This window comes from Leptolyngbya sp. FACHB-261 (assembly GCF_014696065.1).
Classification (GTDB): domain Bacteria; phylum Cyanobacteriota; class Cyanobacteriia; order FACHB-261; family FACHB-261; genus FACHB-261.
Map to the genome: position 1 here is coordinate 89626 of NZ_JACJPL010000015.1, position 14524 is coordinate 104149.

18 protein-coding genes are annotated in these 14524 nt (G+C 53.0%); 7 read left to right on the forward strand and 11 right to left on the reverse strand.

Annotated elements, in window-relative coordinates:
* Positions 1-79: 79 nt before the first annotated feature.
* From H6F94_RS06590 to H6F94_RS06600, 3 genes are all read right to left on the reverse strand, one after another.
* Positions 80-1513 carry a cation:proton antiporter gene (locus H6F94_RS06590; protein WP_313949233.1) on the reverse strand — a complete coding sequence of 478 codons (1434 nt, stop codon included), beginning with the start codon at positions 1511-1513 and terminating at the stop codon, positions 80-82.
* Between the two features lie 131 nt (positions 1514-1644).
* Positions 1645-2001, reverse strand: a complete 357-nt coding sequence (locus H6F94_RS06595) for a pPIWI_RE_Y domain-containing protein (RefSeq protein WP_190801429.1) — start codon at positions 1999-2001, stop codon at positions 1645-1647.
* A gap of 209 nt (positions 2002-2210) precedes the next feature.
* Entirely contained in the window at positions 2211-2462 is a 252-nt protein-coding gene (locus tag H6F94_RS06600; protein ID WP_190801430.1) for a hypothetical protein, read from the reverse strand.
* A gap of 210 nt (positions 2463-2672) precedes the next feature.
* Here H6F94_RS06600 and H6F94_RS06605 point away from each other — a divergent pair, with 210 nt between their 5' ends.
* Together H6F94_RS06605 and H6F94_RS06610 are read left to right on the forward strand one after the other, a co-directional pair.
* Positions 2673-2954 carry a helix-turn-helix domain-containing protein gene (locus tag H6F94_RS06605; protein WP_190801431.1) on the forward strand — a complete coding sequence of 94 codons (282 nt, stop codon included), beginning with the start codon at positions 2673-2675 and terminating at the stop codon, positions 2952-2954.
* 163 nt (positions 2955-3117) lie between these two features.
* On the forward strand, positions 3118-3660 hold the full coding sequence (locus H6F94_RS06610; RefSeq protein WP_206757708.1) for a calcium-binding protein: 543 nt from the start codon (positions 3118-3120) through the stop codon (positions 3658-3660).
* Between the two features lie 368 nt (positions 3661-4028).
* Here the strand turns inward: H6F94_RS06610 and H6F94_RS06615 are convergent, their stop codons facing one another.
* The 3 genes from H6F94_RS06615 to H6F94_RS06625 all read right to left on the reverse strand — a co-directional run bounded on the left by H6F94_RS06615 (position 4029) and on the right by H6F94_RS06625 (position 6946).
* The gene (locus H6F94_RS06615) at positions 4029-4832 is read right to left on the reverse strand and encodes an ABC transporter permease (protein WP_190801432.1); all 804 of its coding nucleotides are present in this window, start codon (positions 4830-4832) and stop codon (positions 4029-4031) included.
* A gap of 63 nt (positions 4833-4895) precedes the next feature.
* The gene (locus H6F94_RS06620; protein WP_190801433.1) at positions 4896-5813 is read right to left on the reverse strand and encodes an ABC transporter permease; all 918 of its coding nucleotides are present in this window, start codon (positions 5811-5813) and stop codon (positions 4896-4898) included.
* The gene (locus H6F94_RS06625) at positions 5810-6946 is read right to left on the reverse strand and encodes an ABC transporter substrate-binding protein (RefSeq protein WP_190801434.1); all 1137 of its coding nucleotides are present in this window, start codon (positions 6944-6946) and stop codon (positions 5810-5812) included. Before H6F94_RS06625 ends, H6F94_RS06620 begins: the two co-directional genes overlap by 4 nt.
* Positions 6947-7244: 298 nt before the next feature.
* On the opposite strand from H6F94_RS06625, the gene H6F94_RS33215 reads away from it, so the two are divergent.
* The 3 genes from H6F94_RS33215 (at position 7245) to H6F94_RS06640 (ending at position 9324) form a co-directional block, all read left to right on the forward strand.
* Positions 7245-7847, forward strand: a complete 603-nt coding sequence (locus H6F94_RS33215; protein ID WP_313949234.1) for a CAP domain-containing protein — start codon at positions 7245-7247, stop codon at positions 7845-7847.
* Between the two features lie 185 nt (positions 7848-8032).
* Complete coding sequence (locus H6F94_RS06635) at positions 8033-8932, forward strand: TIGR02587 family membrane protein (protein ID WP_190801435.1); 900 nt, start codon at positions 8033-8035, stop codon at positions 8930-8932.
* Entirely contained in the window at positions 8929-9324 is a 396-nt protein-coding gene (locus tag H6F94_RS06640) for a hypothetical protein (RefSeq protein WP_190801436.1), read from the forward strand. Before H6F94_RS06635 ends, H6F94_RS06640 begins: the two co-directional genes overlap by 4 nt.
* Before the next feature lie 19 nt (positions 9325-9343).
* Here H6F94_RS06640 and H6F94_RS06645 read toward each other — a convergent pair whose 3' ends face one another.
* From H6F94_RS06645 to H6F94_RS06660, 4 genes are all read right to left on the reverse strand, one after another.
* On the reverse strand, positions 9344-9769 hold the full coding sequence (locus H6F94_RS06645) for a VOC family protein (RefSeq protein WP_190801437.1): 426 nt from the start codon (positions 9767-9769) through the stop codon (positions 9344-9346).
* 90 nt (positions 9770-9859) lie between these two features.
* Positions 9860-10429, reverse strand: coding sequence for a pentapeptide repeat-containing protein (locus tag H6F94_RS06650; protein WP_190801438.1), 570 nt, complete (start codon positions 10427-10429; stop codon positions 9860-9862).
* A 137-nt stretch (positions 10430-10566) separates the two neighbouring features.
* The gene (locus H6F94_RS06655; RefSeq protein ID WP_190801439.1) at positions 10567-11046 is read right to left on the reverse strand and encodes a DoxX family protein; all 480 of its coding nucleotides are present in this window, start codon (positions 11044-11046) and stop codon (positions 10567-10569) included.
* Positions 11047-11255: 209 nt separating this feature from the next.
* Entirely contained in the window at positions 11256-11432 is a 177-nt protein-coding gene (locus tag H6F94_RS06660) for a CDGSH iron-sulfur domain-containing protein (RefSeq protein WP_190801440.1), read from the reverse strand.
* A gap of 185 nt (positions 11433-11617) precedes the next feature.
* Between H6F94_RS06660 and H6F94_RS06665 the strand changes: the two genes are divergently transcribed.
* Positions 11618-12256, forward strand: a complete 639-nt coding sequence (locus H6F94_RS06665) for a TetR/AcrR family transcriptional regulator (RefSeq protein WP_190801441.1) — start codon at positions 11618-11620, stop codon at positions 12254-12256.
* 122 nt (positions 12257-12378) lie between these two features.
* Positions 12379-13632, forward strand: a complete 1254-nt coding sequence (fabF, locus tag H6F94_RS06670) for a beta-ketoacyl-ACP synthase II (RefSeq protein ID WP_190801442.1) — start codon at positions 12379-12381, stop codon at positions 13630-13632.
* A 21-nt stretch (positions 13633-13653) separates the two neighbouring features.
* Here fabF and H6F94_RS06675 read toward each other — a convergent pair whose 3' ends face one another.
* Positions 13654-14523: a DUF1338 domain-containing protein gene (locus tag H6F94_RS06675; RefSeq protein WP_190801443.1), complete on the reverse strand. Its 870-nt coding sequence runs from the start codon at positions 14521-14523 to the stop codon at positions 13654-13656.
* Position 14524 lies beyond the last annotated feature (1 nt).

Consider the following 14524-nt stretch of genomic DNA (forward strand, 5'->3'; position numbering starts at 1 on the left):
TTCTAGCCTAAGGTTTTGGCCTAGGGTTTGAGCCTGATTACGGCTCAGATTTGCTCTAGCTTGCGCATCGCCCAGCCGGTCACACCTCTTCTGGTTTCTTGGCTGGCTCGGCTTCTACGGCTTGGCCGTCGAGCAGGCTCAGCTCAGCACCGCCACCAGCTGCAAGGCCAACAGGGCTGGGCAGACCTGCGGCGACTTCGTTGGGGTTTTGGAACACCAAGCGCAACAGGGGCGGAGCCAAAAAGGTGGTGAGAATGACCATCACGACGATCGCGGCATTGAGGGCATCGCTGAGTACGCCGCTGGCGGTGCCGACACTGGCAAACACCAAGCCGACTTCACCTCGGGGAATCATGCCAACGCCAATCGCTAAGCGGTTCAGCTTCTCTTTGCCGAATACGGTCCACCCGGTGATCACTTTGCCGAGAATGGCGACGACGATCAAGAAGGCTGAGATGATTAATCCTTCGCGGTTAGCCGGGTTAAAGGGATTGAGCACGGATACATCGGTCCGGGCGCCCACGGTGATGAAGAAAATCGGCACCAGCATGTCAGCAATGGGCTTGATCTGCTCAATCAGCTCTTCCTGGCGTTCGGTTTCGGCCAAAATCAAACCGGCGGCAAACGCGCCCAGAATCGCTTCGAGTTGGATCACGTTAGCGACGTAGGACAGAAGGAAGGCGAAAATCAGAGCGGTGATTAGCACCTGGCCCCGCGTGCGCATCTCGGAGACAAGTTTCATCAGGAGCGGACTGAGCCAGCGCCCCAGTACAATTGCGCCTACCAGAAAGACCCCAGCGCTGACAATCAGGATGGCGACTTTGCTGAGTTCGACTTCGCCGGTTTTGGCAAGGCTAGCCACAATGGCCAGGACGATGATGCCTAGCACGTCGTCGAGTACGGCAGCGCCAATGATGATTTGGCCTTCACTGGAGCTTAGTCGGTTCAATTCGGCCAGCACGCGGGCGGTGATGCCGATGCTGGTGGCGGTCAGGGCAGCACCCGCAAAAATGGCAGGCACCGTTGCCACATGGAAGATCGCGATCAGACCAGCAGTACCGGCAATGAAAGGGGCAGCAACACCAACGCAGGCGACCACAGCCGCCTGTGGCCCGACCCGCAGCAGTTCTTTGAGTTGAGACTCTAAGCCAATCTCAAAGAGCAGGATGATCACCCCTAGCTCAGAGAGGACGCTGATTACCTCGCCTTGGGAGCGGAAGACGGAGTTCAAGGTTTCTGACGCCATTGGTGTGCTCTGGTTGAGCAGTTTCAATAGCATCGAGTCTGAGCCTGTAATGCCATCGGCAGGAAGCATCACCAGATGGAGGGCTGAGACACCAACAAGAACTCCGAATACCAACTCTCCTAAAACTGAGGGCAGGTTGATGCGAGCGCAGATTTCACCCCCGATTTTGCTAGCCAGGTAAGTGACGACCAAACTGAGCAGAACTGCGGCTAGAACTAGTGGGCCTTCAGCAGCTTCTGCACTGGCGAGAACAATCGGATAACTCACAAGCTCTTTCCCAACTCTCACTCTTGACCACTTTAGTAGGTCTTTCTGGGGAGCTGTTGTTACCTATCGGGGGTTATCTCCGACTACGCTGGAATCGGGCATGGGAAGTGGGCAGCAGTTTATTGCGCCCTCTATTGCTCTACTTGCTCTAGATAGGCCCAGCTCTCACAGATCGGTGTCGGTTGCCGGGTATCGGGGTCAATCAGCAAATCTGAGCCCCAACCGACCGAGTTGGGATATAGACTCAGGGGCCAGGTTCTTAAAGGTTTTTCTTGACACCAACGCAGCAGCTCAGCGGAGCCCATCGGCTCTTCAATCTTGTGTTGCTTACAGGCAAGCCGGAGATACCTCAGCCCCTTCACCAGGCTGGGGGGGTAGGCGTTGGGGGGATTGCCTCGGTCTAAGTTGTTGCTGTAAGTAATGACGCCACGGGCAATTAGGCGCAGCGTTTCCTCGTCTTTCCAAGGGTTTGAGTTATAGCAAAACATGAGGGTATTAACTGTTGAGGGACCTTCAAGTTCGTCTCCCGGGTTTCTCCGCAAAGCTGGTTGGTAGATGGCTGGTTGGCAGGCTGGGTAGATGCCGGGACGCAATCAGCTAGGGGAAATTGTGCTGAATCAATTCTGAGTTTGTGTAGAGGGTCACACAGCACCCTCTGCCGCAAGACAGATTTGGAGTTTGATCGCCAGGGTTTGACCTAAGAACCTGAATCTGGTGTGTTTGCTGGCTTCTGCGGTTCACAGTCGAAGGGCCCACAATCGAAGGGCTCACAGTCAAAGACGATGGCGAAGCTAGCTTGAGGCACTGCCTGCCGCAGCAAGCGCAGGTGTCCTTCGGCGTAGACGCGTTTGCGAAAGCGGCCAATGCTGACGCGTTGCATTTTGGGCAAGAGGCGCACGATTAGCCAGGGATAAAGTCGGGCTTGCTGAGCATCATCGTTGAGAGCCATAAATCTCCATAGGAAAGCTGCCGTGCTTTCGGCACGGGAATCAGGGCACGAAAATCAGAGCACAGACATTGAGATGAGAGACTGAAGAACAAGCAGAACCGTTAGAAGCCCGTCTTCGCTGGCTCCTTTCGATAGCTACGCTTGCTCTTTAGATACGTCATTTTGACATGTCAAACGCAAATACGTCAATCTGACGTGTCAGACTGCGCGATGAGGAAAGACAAAAGGCCGGAGGAAAATAGCTCACCAGTAGAGCGTCTAAGGCTGGAGCGAACCGACTTATCGCAGGTTGAGTTTGCGGTGCATTGTGGTGTGCCGCTACGAACCTATCAGCGCTGGGTTCTTGGGGAAACGGAAGCGAAGCTGACACCTATTCAATACAAAGCGCTTTTGAGGCTGTTGCAGATCACGCCAGAGGAGTTGCCGGATCACTTTGGGCCAGGATCCCTCCCCCAGCCTCTTCCCGACGCGGAGAAGGGGGCCGGAGGTTGAAACTGGAATTGGCTTAAAGGGGAGAGTCAGGAATTAGAGCGTGTCGCGTCATGGCTTAAGCCGTAACATTAAGCTGAGCTGTAATTCAGATTGCAGGCTGCTTGCCAGCCCACTGAAACTCTGATTGCAACAATGGCTATCCCAGCCTGGAGGAAACTGCATCATGGCAGAGATTCACGGCACTCCTGGCAACGACCACATCAAAGCAACCCAGGATGACGACATCATCCTGGGCTACGCAGGCAATGACATCCTCATTGGCCGAGAAGGCAATGACCTGATCAACAGCGGGGTTGGGCATGACTGCGCTGAAGGCAGTGAGGGTGATGATTCGGTGTCTGGCGATGATGGCGATGACTATTTGGATGGCGGTCCAGGTAACGATCACCTCTATGGCAGGGACGGCGATGATGCCCTGATCGGTGGTCCGGGCAACGACCGTCTCTCAGGCGGCTTAGGCAGCGACCTCTACGTTTACGCACCGGGCGATGGCACTGACGTGATCGAGAACGAAGCCGGGCCCGACGTTCTGCGGTTGCAGGGAATCCTGTCTCACGAAGTCACCATTAAACCGGCCACAGGCGGTCGGCTATTGGTTTTTCACGCTGGCAAACTGATCGTCAAGATGCAGGGCATCAAACACATCTGGACTGAAGATGGCTGCTTTGATACGTCTCGCTGGTTGGGCTACCCAGCTCAGCATTGAGGTTTCCAGAGTTGGCTGCTAGGCGAAACGCGAACTCTGGAAGCCGACCCATGAGTTCTGCAAGCCTGACTGGCAACTCTGGAAGACGATCACTAACCTCTGGAGGCCAATCAGCTCAGGCTGGAAGCTGATCAATGAACTCTGAAAGCTAATCAACGAACTCTGGAAGCTGATCCAGACCTGGCTGCAAGCCAATCAGTAAAGTCTGGAAGCTTAACAGGACATCGATCTTCGATAAACGCTTATACAAAATCGAGTAACGCTTAAACAAACCTGATGACTGCGCCTACGCGCAGCCAGAAACGCCTGTCTGCTGGCCACAACAGGCATCCTAGTGTTCTTATCCCTCTTCCCAAGGCCGTCTAGCTCTAGCGAACCTGTCTCTGGTCACCCATGTGACGCACAAACTCTGCTAAACCTGCCACCAACGCTGAGGCCAGAATCAAGATCACACTGAGCGCATTGATCTCCGGCGTGACTCCAGAGCGAATCGAGGCGTAGATAGCCATTGGCAGCGTGGCAGAACCCACCCCTGCCGTGAAGCTGGCAATCAAAAAGTCGTCCATGCTCAACACAAACGCCAGCAATGCCCCCGACAGAATCCCCGGCACCAGTTGCGGCAGCAACACCTTGATAAACGCCTGCACCGGCGTAGCCCCCAGGTCCAACGCCGCTTCCTCCAGGTGTGGATTCAAGCCAGACAGACGGCTAGAAACCACCAGCGCAATGTAGGACAGGCAAAAGACCGTGTGAGCGATAATCACCGTGATGATGCTCAAGGGAAAGGCAACGGCGGCAAAAAACACTAGGGTTGCCACCGCAATTGAGATATCCGGCACAATCAATGGCAAGTAGCTCACCCCCCGATACAGCCCCTTGCCGGGGAAGCGAAAGCGGGCCAGTCCTACCGCCATCAAGGTGCCAATCACAATCGACACCGCCACTGCGCTCAGGGCAACCACCAAGCTATTGCGCAAGGCACCCAACAGCGCCTCGTTCTGCAAAAAGCGGCCATACCAGTTGAGCGTGAAGCCTTCCCAGCGGGCACTAAAGCGCGAGGTATTGAAGCTGAAAACTGCCAGAACCAAGATCGGCAGGTACATGAACACGAACATCAGCCCGCTGAACAACCCCTCCCAGGCGGGGGGCTTCCTGCCCAAGCTCACTGCCATGACTAACCCCTTCCAGCTTTGACGGGTCTACACATCTGCGGCCTATATATGTGCATTACACATCTACACATCAGCAGCGCTGCGGTCGCCATACTTCAACAGCAGGGCAATGCTAATAGCAACGCCCATAATCAGCACCATGCTCAGCGCTGAGCCAAAACCCCAGTTACGAGTTGCACCCAAGAACTGGTTTTGAATCAGGCGAGCCACAGTTAGCCCCGAAGTGCCGCCCAGCAAGTCTGGGTTGATAAAGTCGCCCAGCGAGGTGATAAACACCAACAGGCTACCCGCCGCAATCCCCGGCAAAGTCTGCGGCACCGTCACCTTCCAGAACGTCTGAAAGGCATTGGCTCCCAAATCTGCTGCCGCCTCTAATAACCGCCGGTCCAGCTTCTCTAGCGAGGCATACAGCACCAGCACCATGTAGGGCAGGAAGCTGTAGGTCACCCCAATCAGCATCGCGGGGTAAGAGTTGAGCAGTTGCACCGTCGGCAAGCCCACAGCGCTTAAGAAGCCATTGAGCACCCCAGTTGGCCGCAGAATCGTAATCCAGGCGTAGGTGCGCAGCAGCGAAGAAGTCCACAGCGGCAGCACAAACGCTAGCAACACTATGTTTTGCCAGCGCTTCGGCACATACAGAGCAATCCAGTAGGCCACCGGAAAGCCCAGCAACAGGCAGAACAGCGCCCCATTGAAGGCCAACAACAGCGAACGCCAGATCACCAGCAGGTAGATTGGGTCGAGAACCCGCAGGTAATTGGCAGGATTGAAGCCAATTTGGGCGATACGGCTGAAGTTGTCCGGCTTGATGTTAGGCACCAGGCTCAGCAGCAAAATCAGCCCAACCGGGGCCACCAGAAACGCCACTAGCCATAGGCCACCGGGTCCGAGTAGGGCGGTAGGTTCTAGCCAGCGCAGCCAGCGACGCTTGGGTGCAATGTAGTCAACCGCTTCAGGCGGCGAAGCAGAGGAAGCACTCATACGCTCTTGAGCTTGGTCCAGTAATCGTCGTAGATTGCCTGCGTCGTGTCATCGAGCGGCTCGATCTTCTCGGTCTTCGCCAGCAGATCGGGCGCAACAGCCCAGCCTGGGTTGCTCTTGATACTTTCAGGCAGTAGAGCTGGCACCGCTTTCAGCGGGTTGCCGAATAGAATCGCTTCCGTAATCACGGCGCTGTTCTTCGGCTCCATGCTGTACTTAATCCACTCGTAGGCAGCGTCTTTGTTGGGGGCTGTCTTGAGCATGGCTATAGTGTCGTTCCACAGCGTACAGCCGCTAGCCGGGACCACATACTTGACATCTGGGTTTTCCTTGCCAACCTGCAAGCCGTCGCCAGAGTAAGCGTGAGAGACAACAATGTCACCAGAAATCATGCGGTCGCGCCAGTCGTAGGAGGTGAAAGTGGCCACCGCAGGCTTGAGTTCGCGCAGCTTATCGTAGGCTTCTTGCAGTTGTGCTTTGTCTTTGGAGTTCAGCGAGTAGCCCAGCGACTTCAGCGACATGCCCATGACTTCGCGCACGTCATCAAGCAGGGTCAGACGGCCCTTGATCTGGTCTCTCATTTCCCACAAGGAGTTGAAGTCAGTTGGCGCTTTCTTAAGCTCCTTAGAGTTGTAGGCAATGCCAGTCGTGCCCCAGGTGTAGGGGATGCTGTACTTGTTCTCGGGGTCGTAGTAGAGATTTTTGAAGTTGTCACCCAGGTCTCCGTATACTGCTTCCAACCGACTCTGGTCTAAGGGCTCCAGCAGATTCAGCTCGACCATCTGAGCAACCATGTAGTCACTGGGATAAACCAGGCTGTAGCCGGTGCCGCCGCCCGCCTGTACCTTAGCCAGCATGGTCTCGTTGGCGTCGTAAGTGTCAGCAGTGATCTTGACGCCAGTCTCTTGCGTGAATGCTTGAGCAACTTCGGGGTTGACATAGTCCGCCCAGGTATAGAGGTTGAGCGTGCCAGTTGCGGCGGTCGTTGGGCTGGCTGCAGTTGCGGCTGGCGTGCTCTCAGCATTTTGAGAAGCAGAGCCACCTGCAAAACCACAGGCTGACAAGCCCGCTCCCATTAAGAAAAAGCTGGAGCGTTGAATGAACTGTCGCCGTCTCATTCTTAAAAAGGACATTACTAGCTCCTGACTGGCGTGCAAATTACTCGGCATTATGCTCTAGGAGGGTTGCCCAAAATGTCAATTAAGGACAGTTTGCGACAGTGCCTACCCATACATTAGGAAAGCTTAAGTCCCCTGCATCCCCCTTCTCCTGATCTTGCAATTGATCTTGTCCTGCAATTGATCTTGTCTGGCAATTGATCTTGCAACAACGGCTCGAATCGCCTGGGAACCCCAAGAATGCTCTTGCAGTCAATCTCCCTGTAGGCTTAAACGCCTCAACACCAGACGTTTTTGCTTTTCCTTGAAACCCGTGATTCGACCCGTTTGCCTTGGCCTTGCTTGTGGCGCCTTGGTCCTTAGCGCTGGCTTTTTAGAAAGTCGAGCCCAAACGCCGCCCGCTCACACACTGACCACACAAAGCTCATTACAGCCTCAGACACAGTCTCCAATAGACCTAAATCAGACACTCCTCAAACAGACCTACCGTCTTCCAGTCTTTCCTAACCAGTCCTCCACGGCTTCGACCAGTGCTTTGGAGCAAGCTGTTCACGCTCAAATCAACGAGTACCGCACCTCGCGTAACCTGCCGCCACTCACCCTAGACTCAAGGCTGAGCGCCCAAGCTCGGGCCCACAGTCAAAACATGGCCAGCCGCAGAGTACCCTTTAGCCACCAAGGGTTTGACCAACGTGTGCGCACAGTTGGCCGCGCTATCCCTTACCGCCAAACAGCCGAGAATGTGGCTTTCAATCGAGGCGTTGCCGACCCAGTCCGCCAAGCCGTGCAGGGTTGGATTGACAGCCCTGGACACTACGCCAACTTGACTGGCTCCTATGATTTGACGGGTGTTGGCGTTAGCCGCAACAGCCGAGGTGAGTATTACTTCACTCAGATGTTCTTGCGTCGCCGCTAAAACCTGCAGAGCCTGTCCTGTGCAGGGGCTGTCCTGTAAAGATTGTCCTTGAAGCTTGCTCTGTAAAGAATCCCATCACCACAGCTAGGGCTAGAAACAGGTGACCTATGCTGAGAAATTGGGCGCGGGGAAAACTAGGCGCTGAGGAATGGGCGCTGAGAAAGTTGGGAACACGAATAGGCTAAATGCCATCCAAAAAACGAAAGCAGCCGTCTGCTTGGCGGCGTGAATTAGATGACTTGTTGAGGGGAATTGCTGGCGCATTTTTGTTTGGCGTTCCTCTGCTCTACACCATGGAAGTTTGGTGGAAAGGCAACTTCACTCGCCCTCCTCGGCTATTGTTTGTTCTAGGTCTTACCTACGTGGTTCTGCTTGCGGTCAATCGCACTACTGGCTTTCGCAAGCAGCAACATATGACTTGGCTACGCACGTTAACCGACAGCGCTGAATCATTGGCCATTGGTCTTTTGATGGCAGCCCTCAGCCTGATTCTGTTGCGCCGCGTCACGGCTGAAGTTGCCCTGGAAGCTACGATGGGCCGCATCGTTTTGGAAGGCATTCCATTTGGCCTTGGCGTTGGCATTGCCAACGGCTGGTTGCAATCGGACGACAGTGAAAACCAAGAAACAGATTCAAAAGACCCAGGCTCAAAACAAGAGCAAACCAATCGTCCTAAAAAGCCTGGTTGGCAGCAAACATTAGCTGATGCTGGGGCAACCATGATGGGGGCAATTATCGTTGCCTTTTCGATTGCGCCCACAGATGAAGTGCCAATGATTGCCAGCGCTCTATCGCCGCCTTGGTTATTGGCGCTAATTGCAGCCTCTCTTATGGTGTCGTACGTCATTGTGTTCCAGGCGAAATTCGGTTCACAAACGGTTCGGATGACGCAGGAAGGGATTCTACAAACTCCTTTAGGTGAAACGGTTCTTTCCTATCTACTCTCGTTGTTAACAGCCGTCATTATGCTGTGGCTCTTTCAGTTACTGCGTCCGGGTGATCCATTGATGCAATGGGTTAGTTACACGATTGTCTTAGGCTTTCCCGCCACCATCGGCGGTGCAGCAGGCAGGCTAGCCATATGAACCAGTTCCAATCCGAACGCCATGCCAAACCACGCAACACCGCAGAGTGGATTTCCTTAGTTATCTCTCTGTTGTTGTTAACCGGCGTCATTGGTACTGTGATTTTTCTATGGGCAAAACCGCCGCAAGCTCCAGCCCGTTTCAAGGTTGAACGAGGCGAAACCCGTCAGGAACTAGATCAGTTTTATTTGCCGGTCACAATCACAAATGACGGCGACGCAACCGCCAGTGAAGTCATGCTAGAAGGCAAGCTGACAGTTGCAGGTCAGGAGGAAACAGCCAGTACAACGTTCGACTTTGTACCAGGCAATTCGCAGGCGGAAGGGGTCCTAATCTTCAGCCAGGAACCGACTGAGGCGGAGGTTCGGGTGGTGAGTTTCCAGAAACCTTAGTTAGGTTTAAAGGGTCAGCTTAATGAGCAAAAATCTGGTCCTGGCTCTTAAACGATTTGAACTCCAGAGCATTGCCACTCGGATCTTGAATGAACAAAGTCGCTTGCTCACCCACTTCCCCCTGAAAGCGAATTCGAGGCTCAATAATGAAATCGACAGCCTCGGTTTTCAGTCGCGCGGCTAGTTGGTGCCACGCCTCCCAATCGAGAATCAGACCAAAGTGGCGAACAGGCACCTGATCGCCATCGACGGCGTTAGCTGCAACATCGCTACAGGCTTGCGGCTTGAGATGGGCGCTGAGCTGATGACCGAATAAATCAAAATCAATCCAGGTATCAGTACTGCGTCCTTCTGGGCAACCTAACAAGCCACTATAAAAGGCGCGAGTTTTTGCTAAATCAGAGACCGGAAAAGCCAGATGAAACCGGGGAGGATTGAGTGGCATAGATCGCACGAAAAGAGTTGGGCAAGTGTTGAGTCTCAGGTAATTCCAGACTCAAGTTCTTAGACCAAGTATTTTATTCTCCATCCCGCCTCAACTGTGAAAGCTGCCATCCGGCATCCTGGCACCGCTCAGCTTAGCTCCCTTGAGATTGGCACCCTTCAAACTGGCTCGCTTGAGGTCGGCCCCTCTGAGATCGGTGTCGTTAAGATAGGCACGGCTCAAGTCGGCTCCAGTCAAATTGGCCTGGCTTAAATTGGTTCCTTCGAGATTGGCCCGTCTCAAGTAAGCCAAGGTCATGTCTGCGCCAGTGAGATTAGCCTGACTCAAGTTGGCTTCAGTCAGGTTCGCCTCACTCAAGTTGGCGCGGTTAAGGTTCGCTTCGCTCAGATTGGCGCGGCTGAGATCGGAGTGGTTGAGATCGGCCTCACGCAGATAGGCCCCACTGAGGTCAGCTCGATATAAGTAGGCGCGACTCAAGTCGGCCCGTCGAAGGTCAGCACCGGCCAAGCTGGACTCGTTCAGGTAGGCTCCCATTAAATAGGCCCCTAACAAATCTGCGCCAGCCAGGTACGCCCCCAGCAGGTCTGCCCAGACCAGATAGGCTTTACGAAAGTTCCGTTCACCAGCGGCGTAACGGCTCAACAATTCTTCGGACAGCATTGCGATGAGGGTTTGCTTCTTGTCAACTAGGTTAGCAATCTCCTCTGAGCCTGCTGTATGGCCTGCCAAGCTAACAAGAGCCCGCTGCCTAGTTTGATGCCAGACAACGAACCCTAGGGTACAAACGCAGATTGAATTTAGACGTCTGGATCAATAGCCAAAGAACCTGCCCCGTACTGCACAACCATCAGTAATCCACCCAACATTGCCAGATTTTTCATGAACATGATGGCCTGGATTTGATCACTAAAGTTGGTATGGAAAATCAGTGTGGCAGGAACCAAAAATAAAATCAGTACCAGCGCTCCCCAACGCGGCCTATAACCTAGAACTAGCGATAAACCGCCGCCCAACTCTAAGGCAATCGCAGCGACTAGAAAAAAGCCGGTAAAGGTCATACCATTAGCTGCCATGTATTGCTGAGTGGCAACTGGATGCAGAATTTTGTTGACGCCCGACCATAGAAAAATCGCTGCCAGCAAAACCCGCGCTAGCAATGGAATAATCTGGTTAGCTCCCACAAAAGGCTGTTTGCCAGGAAGATAGCGACCATTAATGCGTTCAGCTTTGCTAATTTGGGCCGAGTTGGCGTTGGAGGATAGAATTTTCAGTTTCATGACTTGGCTCCTTCGTTTAATTGGATATACAGCATTACTTTTGGCACAAGGCAAAGTAATAACTCGCCACTAATTAGCCACACCAAAGCAATGCCTCAGCAGAAGCAGCAACCTTGCAAACTTCCAGCTTTGCATTGACAAATCCTTCGGTAAGCTAGGCAAGCAATGAGCGCGCTTAGCCCTGGTTAGCTACTCAAACTGGACAAATCTTAAGGCGTCACTTCTACAGTTTGAGGAGCCTCTAGTTCCAGAACCAAAGGCTGAAATTGAGTGCCCTTGTGAGAGCCATCGCAGTAGGGGGAGTTCTGACTACGAGCACAGGTACAGAGGTAGTGTGTGCCTTTGTCCAAGGAAACAATGGTCGGCTCCGGATTCACGGTACTCATGATATTGACCTATTCACTCTAAGGTTCGTGCCCATACTGTGCGGCAACAAACACAGACTATCACAAGCAATGTTTGTATGTAAACAGTTTCACATAGAAGGAGGCGCTCCCCTTGACGGCTTTCTAGATTGCTGAGAAGGTGTAATCAGAACGAACGTTCGTTTTACACAGAGAGTGAGGATTCAATGGCTCAAGCTCAGACCCCAGGCTCATCGAGGCGTAAGGCTCCTGGGCAGCAGACACGTCAGGCTATCTTGCAGGTTGCCGTTGATATCGCTTCTGCGGAGGGCTTGGAAGGCCTCACCATTGGTCGTTTGGCAGCAGAGCTAGGCATGAGCAAAAGCGGTTTGTTTGCTCACTTTGGCTCTAAGCAGGATTTACAACTAGCAGTTATTGAAACGGCTTGTGCCATCTTTGCCGCTGAGGTTAGGCAGCCAGCCTTAACTGCTCCAGTAGGCAGGGCGCGTCTGTTAGCACTTTGTCAGGCTTGGTTCTCTTTTGTAGAACGCAAGGTCTTTCGAGGCGGTTGTTTTTTTGCAGCGACATCGATTGAGTTTGACAGCCGTCCTGGTCCAGTTCGTGACCAGCTCGCTCAGGTAATGAAAGGTTGGCTGAGTTGGCTTGAGAGCCTGATTCAAGAGGCCCAGGAAGCTGGAGAACTCAACCCCAATCTTGAAGCTGCTCAACTCGCCTTTGAAATTCACGCCCTGATGTGGGGAGCCAATTGGGTGCTCCAACTTCACGAGGACCCACAAGCTATCGCTAGGGCCCGAACTGCTATTTTACATCGCTTAGAAATCAAGCTTTCAGTAGAGAGTTTTTAGAGAGAGTTTTGAGCGTATTAGCGCAAATAGCCAATTCGATTCAGCGGTCAAGGGTTTCTAAATACATTGGCCAAAAATCTGTCTATTCCCATTTCAATCTCAAACAAAGGTTTAGCTGAACTATGGCAAAGCTTGAACGTAAACGGGTTGTTGTCACAGGCGTTGGTGCCATTACGCCATTAGGCAATACTTCAGCAGAATTCTGGGCAGGACTGATGGCAAGCCGCAGTGGTGTAGGTCCGATTACTCAGTTTGATACGGCTCGTTACGCCTGCCGGATTGCAGCGGAGGTCAAAGGTTTCAATCCCCTAGATTTTATGACTGCTAAGCAAGCCAAACGCATGGACCGTTGCGCCCACTTTGCCATTGCTGCCAGCAAGCAAGCTCTAACCGATGCCAACTTTGAAATTAACGAGCTCAATGCTGAGCAAGTGGGCGTGGTGATTGGTACAGGCATTGGGGGTCTGAAGTCACTTGAAGACCAGCACAGGGTTTACCTCAGCCAAGGTCCAGAGCGCTGCAGCCCTTTTATGATTCCGATGATGCTCGCCAATATGGCCTCGGGTTTGACGGCTATTCAGGTCGGCGCGAAAGGTCCCAACTCTTGTCCAGTTACGGCCTGTGCTACCGGCGCCAATGCCATTGGTGATGCCTTGCGTTTCATTCAGCAAGGGTTCGCTCAAGCGATGCTTTGTGGGGGAACAGAGGCAGCGATCACACCTCTAACGGTGGCAGGTTTTGCTGCAGCTCGGGGCCTTTCTATTCGGAACGATCAGCCAGAGCAAGCCAGCCGCCCTTTTGATCGGGATCGAGATGGTTTTGTCTTAGGCGAAGGAGCAGGGGTTCTGCTCGTAGAAGACCTCGATTCTGCTTTGAACCGGGGAGCCAGAATCTACGCTGAGGTCGTAGGCTATGGCCTGACTTGCGATGCCTATCATATGACGGCTCCTAACCCAAGCGGGGTAGAGATGGCTCGGGCCATGCAACTAGCCCTCAAAGACGCGCATTTGCAACCAGAGCAGGTGAATTACATTAACGCCCACGCCACAAGCACACCGACTGGCGACCCAATTGAAACCTTGGCAATTAAGAAAGCCTTAGGTGAGCATGCCTATCAGGTTGCGATTAGTTCTACCAAGTCTATGACCGGCCATTTACTCGGAGCTGCAGGTGGCATTGAAGCAGTAGCTACAGTTCTAGCCATTACCAATAACCGGATACCGCCGACGATCAATTTGACCAATCTAGATGCTGATTGTGACTTGGACTATGTTCCTAATCTCAGTCGAGAGCAAACCATTCAAGTTGCTCTTTCTAACTCCTTTGGTTTCGGGGGTCACAATGCCACCTTAGCGTTTGGCAAGTGGAATTATTAGTGTTCTGCATTGCTGACAACATTATTGGCGACGGGTCATTTCAAACAAATTCTTGGCTTGAGGGCCGAGGAAAGCTTCAAAGAGCTGTTTTCGCCCTGGGGCGACTTCTATCGAGTTGCGTTCAGCGATTTCGTAGTAGGCGTAGGTCCAGGGGATCTGAATCAGTTCGCCAGTGGCATCATCACGAACCGTGACCTGTTCTTTGACTGCTTGCGTTGCCGTTTGACGTAGACCACTGCCATAGGAGCCTTCGATTGCTGCTTTCATTGGCACCTGCCGTTCTACCAAACCCGCTATCGTGCTCTCGATATCGGGGTAGCGAGATGTGTTTTGGCGATTGACGTAGCCGGTAAAGTGATTGACGGCATAACCGTGCAACAGGACCCAAGCTCCATACTGACTGACAGAATTTACAGTTTCAATCACAGAGTGGCGAGGAGCATCCCAGGGACGGCTAAACACACGCGCAAGCTGATTTAGTTCAAGAGAAGCAACATCTGGAAAGCAAGCGTCTGTTGTAACTGTTTGCGCAATCAGGTCAGCAATATTTTCTGGCAGTTCTTCGACCAACAATTCACTGATAAATAGCTTGGGCAAGTCCAGTTGATCCTGCTCAGGATGGCGAAAATGCTGAGCGTAAAGATGCTGATCGGGAAACTGATATTCCCCTGCCACTTCATAGCCTAATTTCTCAACAATTCGAGCCAGGTAAGGAATACCTAGGTTGGTGCCATTCGCTGTCAACCGCAGCGAGCGAAAGGCGATGTGATCATTGGCAACCGTACCCCGTGCTTCAGTGATCATTTGCTCGTAGACTTGGGCATAGTTCACCCGCTGACGATAGTTCTGCCAGAGGTTGTCCCACAGTTGCGCAGCAGCTTGGCTAGACATG

Coding starts and splice junctions, on each gene's coding strand:
- H6F94_RS06660 (WP_190801440.1), bottom strand. CDS start 11,432: ATGAGTACCGTGAATCCGGAGCCGACCATTGTTTCCTTGGACAAAGGC.
- H6F94_RS06635 (WP_190801435.1), top strand. CDS start 8,033: ATGCCATCCAAAAAACGAAAGCAGCCGTCTGCTTGGCGGCGTGAATTA.
- H6F94_RS06665 (WP_190801441.1), top strand. CDS start 11,618: ATGGCTCAAGCTCAGACCCCAGGCTCATCGAGGCGTAAGGCTCCTGGG.
- H6F94_RS06650 (WP_190801438.1), bottom strand. CDS start 10,429: ATGCTGTCCGAAGAATTGTTGAGCCGTTACGCCGCTGGTGAACGGAAC.
- H6F94_RS06645 (WP_190801437.1), bottom strand. CDS start 9,769: ATGCCACTCAATCCTCCCCGGTTTCATCTGGCTTTTCCGGTCTCTGAT.
- H6F94_RS06625 (WP_190801434.1), bottom strand. CDS start 6,946: ATGTCCTTTTTAAGAATGAGACGGCGACAGTTCATTCAACGCTCCAGC.
- H6F94_RS06655 (WP_190801439.1), bottom strand. CDS start 11,046: ATGAAACTGAAAATTCTATCCTCCAACGCCAACTCGGCCCAAATTAGC.
- H6F94_RS06620 (WP_190801433.1), bottom strand. CDS start 5,813: ATGAGTGCTTCCTCTGCTTCGCCGCCTGAAGCGGTTGACTACATTGCA.
- H6F94_RS06675 (WP_190801443.1), bottom strand. CDS start 14,523: ATGTCTAGCCAAGCTGCTGCGCAACTGTGGGACAACCTCTGGCAGAAC.
- H6F94_RS06595 (WP_190801429.1), bottom strand. CDS start 2,001: ATGTTTTGCTATAACTCAAACCCTTGGAAAGACGAGGAAACGCTGCGC.
- H6F94_RS06615 (WP_190801432.1), bottom strand. CDS start 4,832: ATGGCAGTGAGCTTGGGCAGGAAGCCCCCCGCCTGGGAGGGGTTGTTC.
- H6F94_RS06640 (WP_190801436.1), top strand. CDS start 8,929: ATGAACCAGTTCCAATCCGAACGCCATGCCAAACCACGCAACACCGCA.
- H6F94_RS06610 (WP_206757708.1), top strand. CDS start 3,118: ATGGCAGAGATTCACGGCACTCCTGGCAACGACCACATCAAAGCAACC.
- fabF (WP_190801442.1), top strand. CDS start 12,379: ATGGCAAAGCTTGAACGTAAACGGGTTGTTGTCACAGGCGTTGGTGCC.
- H6F94_RS06605 (WP_190801431.1), top strand. CDS start 2,673: ATGAGGAAAGACAAAAGGCCGGAGGAAAATAGCTCACCAGTAGAGCGT.
- H6F94_RS06600 (WP_190801430.1), bottom strand. CDS start 2,462: ATGGCTCTCAACGATGATGCTCAGCAAGCCCGACTTTATCCCTGGCTA.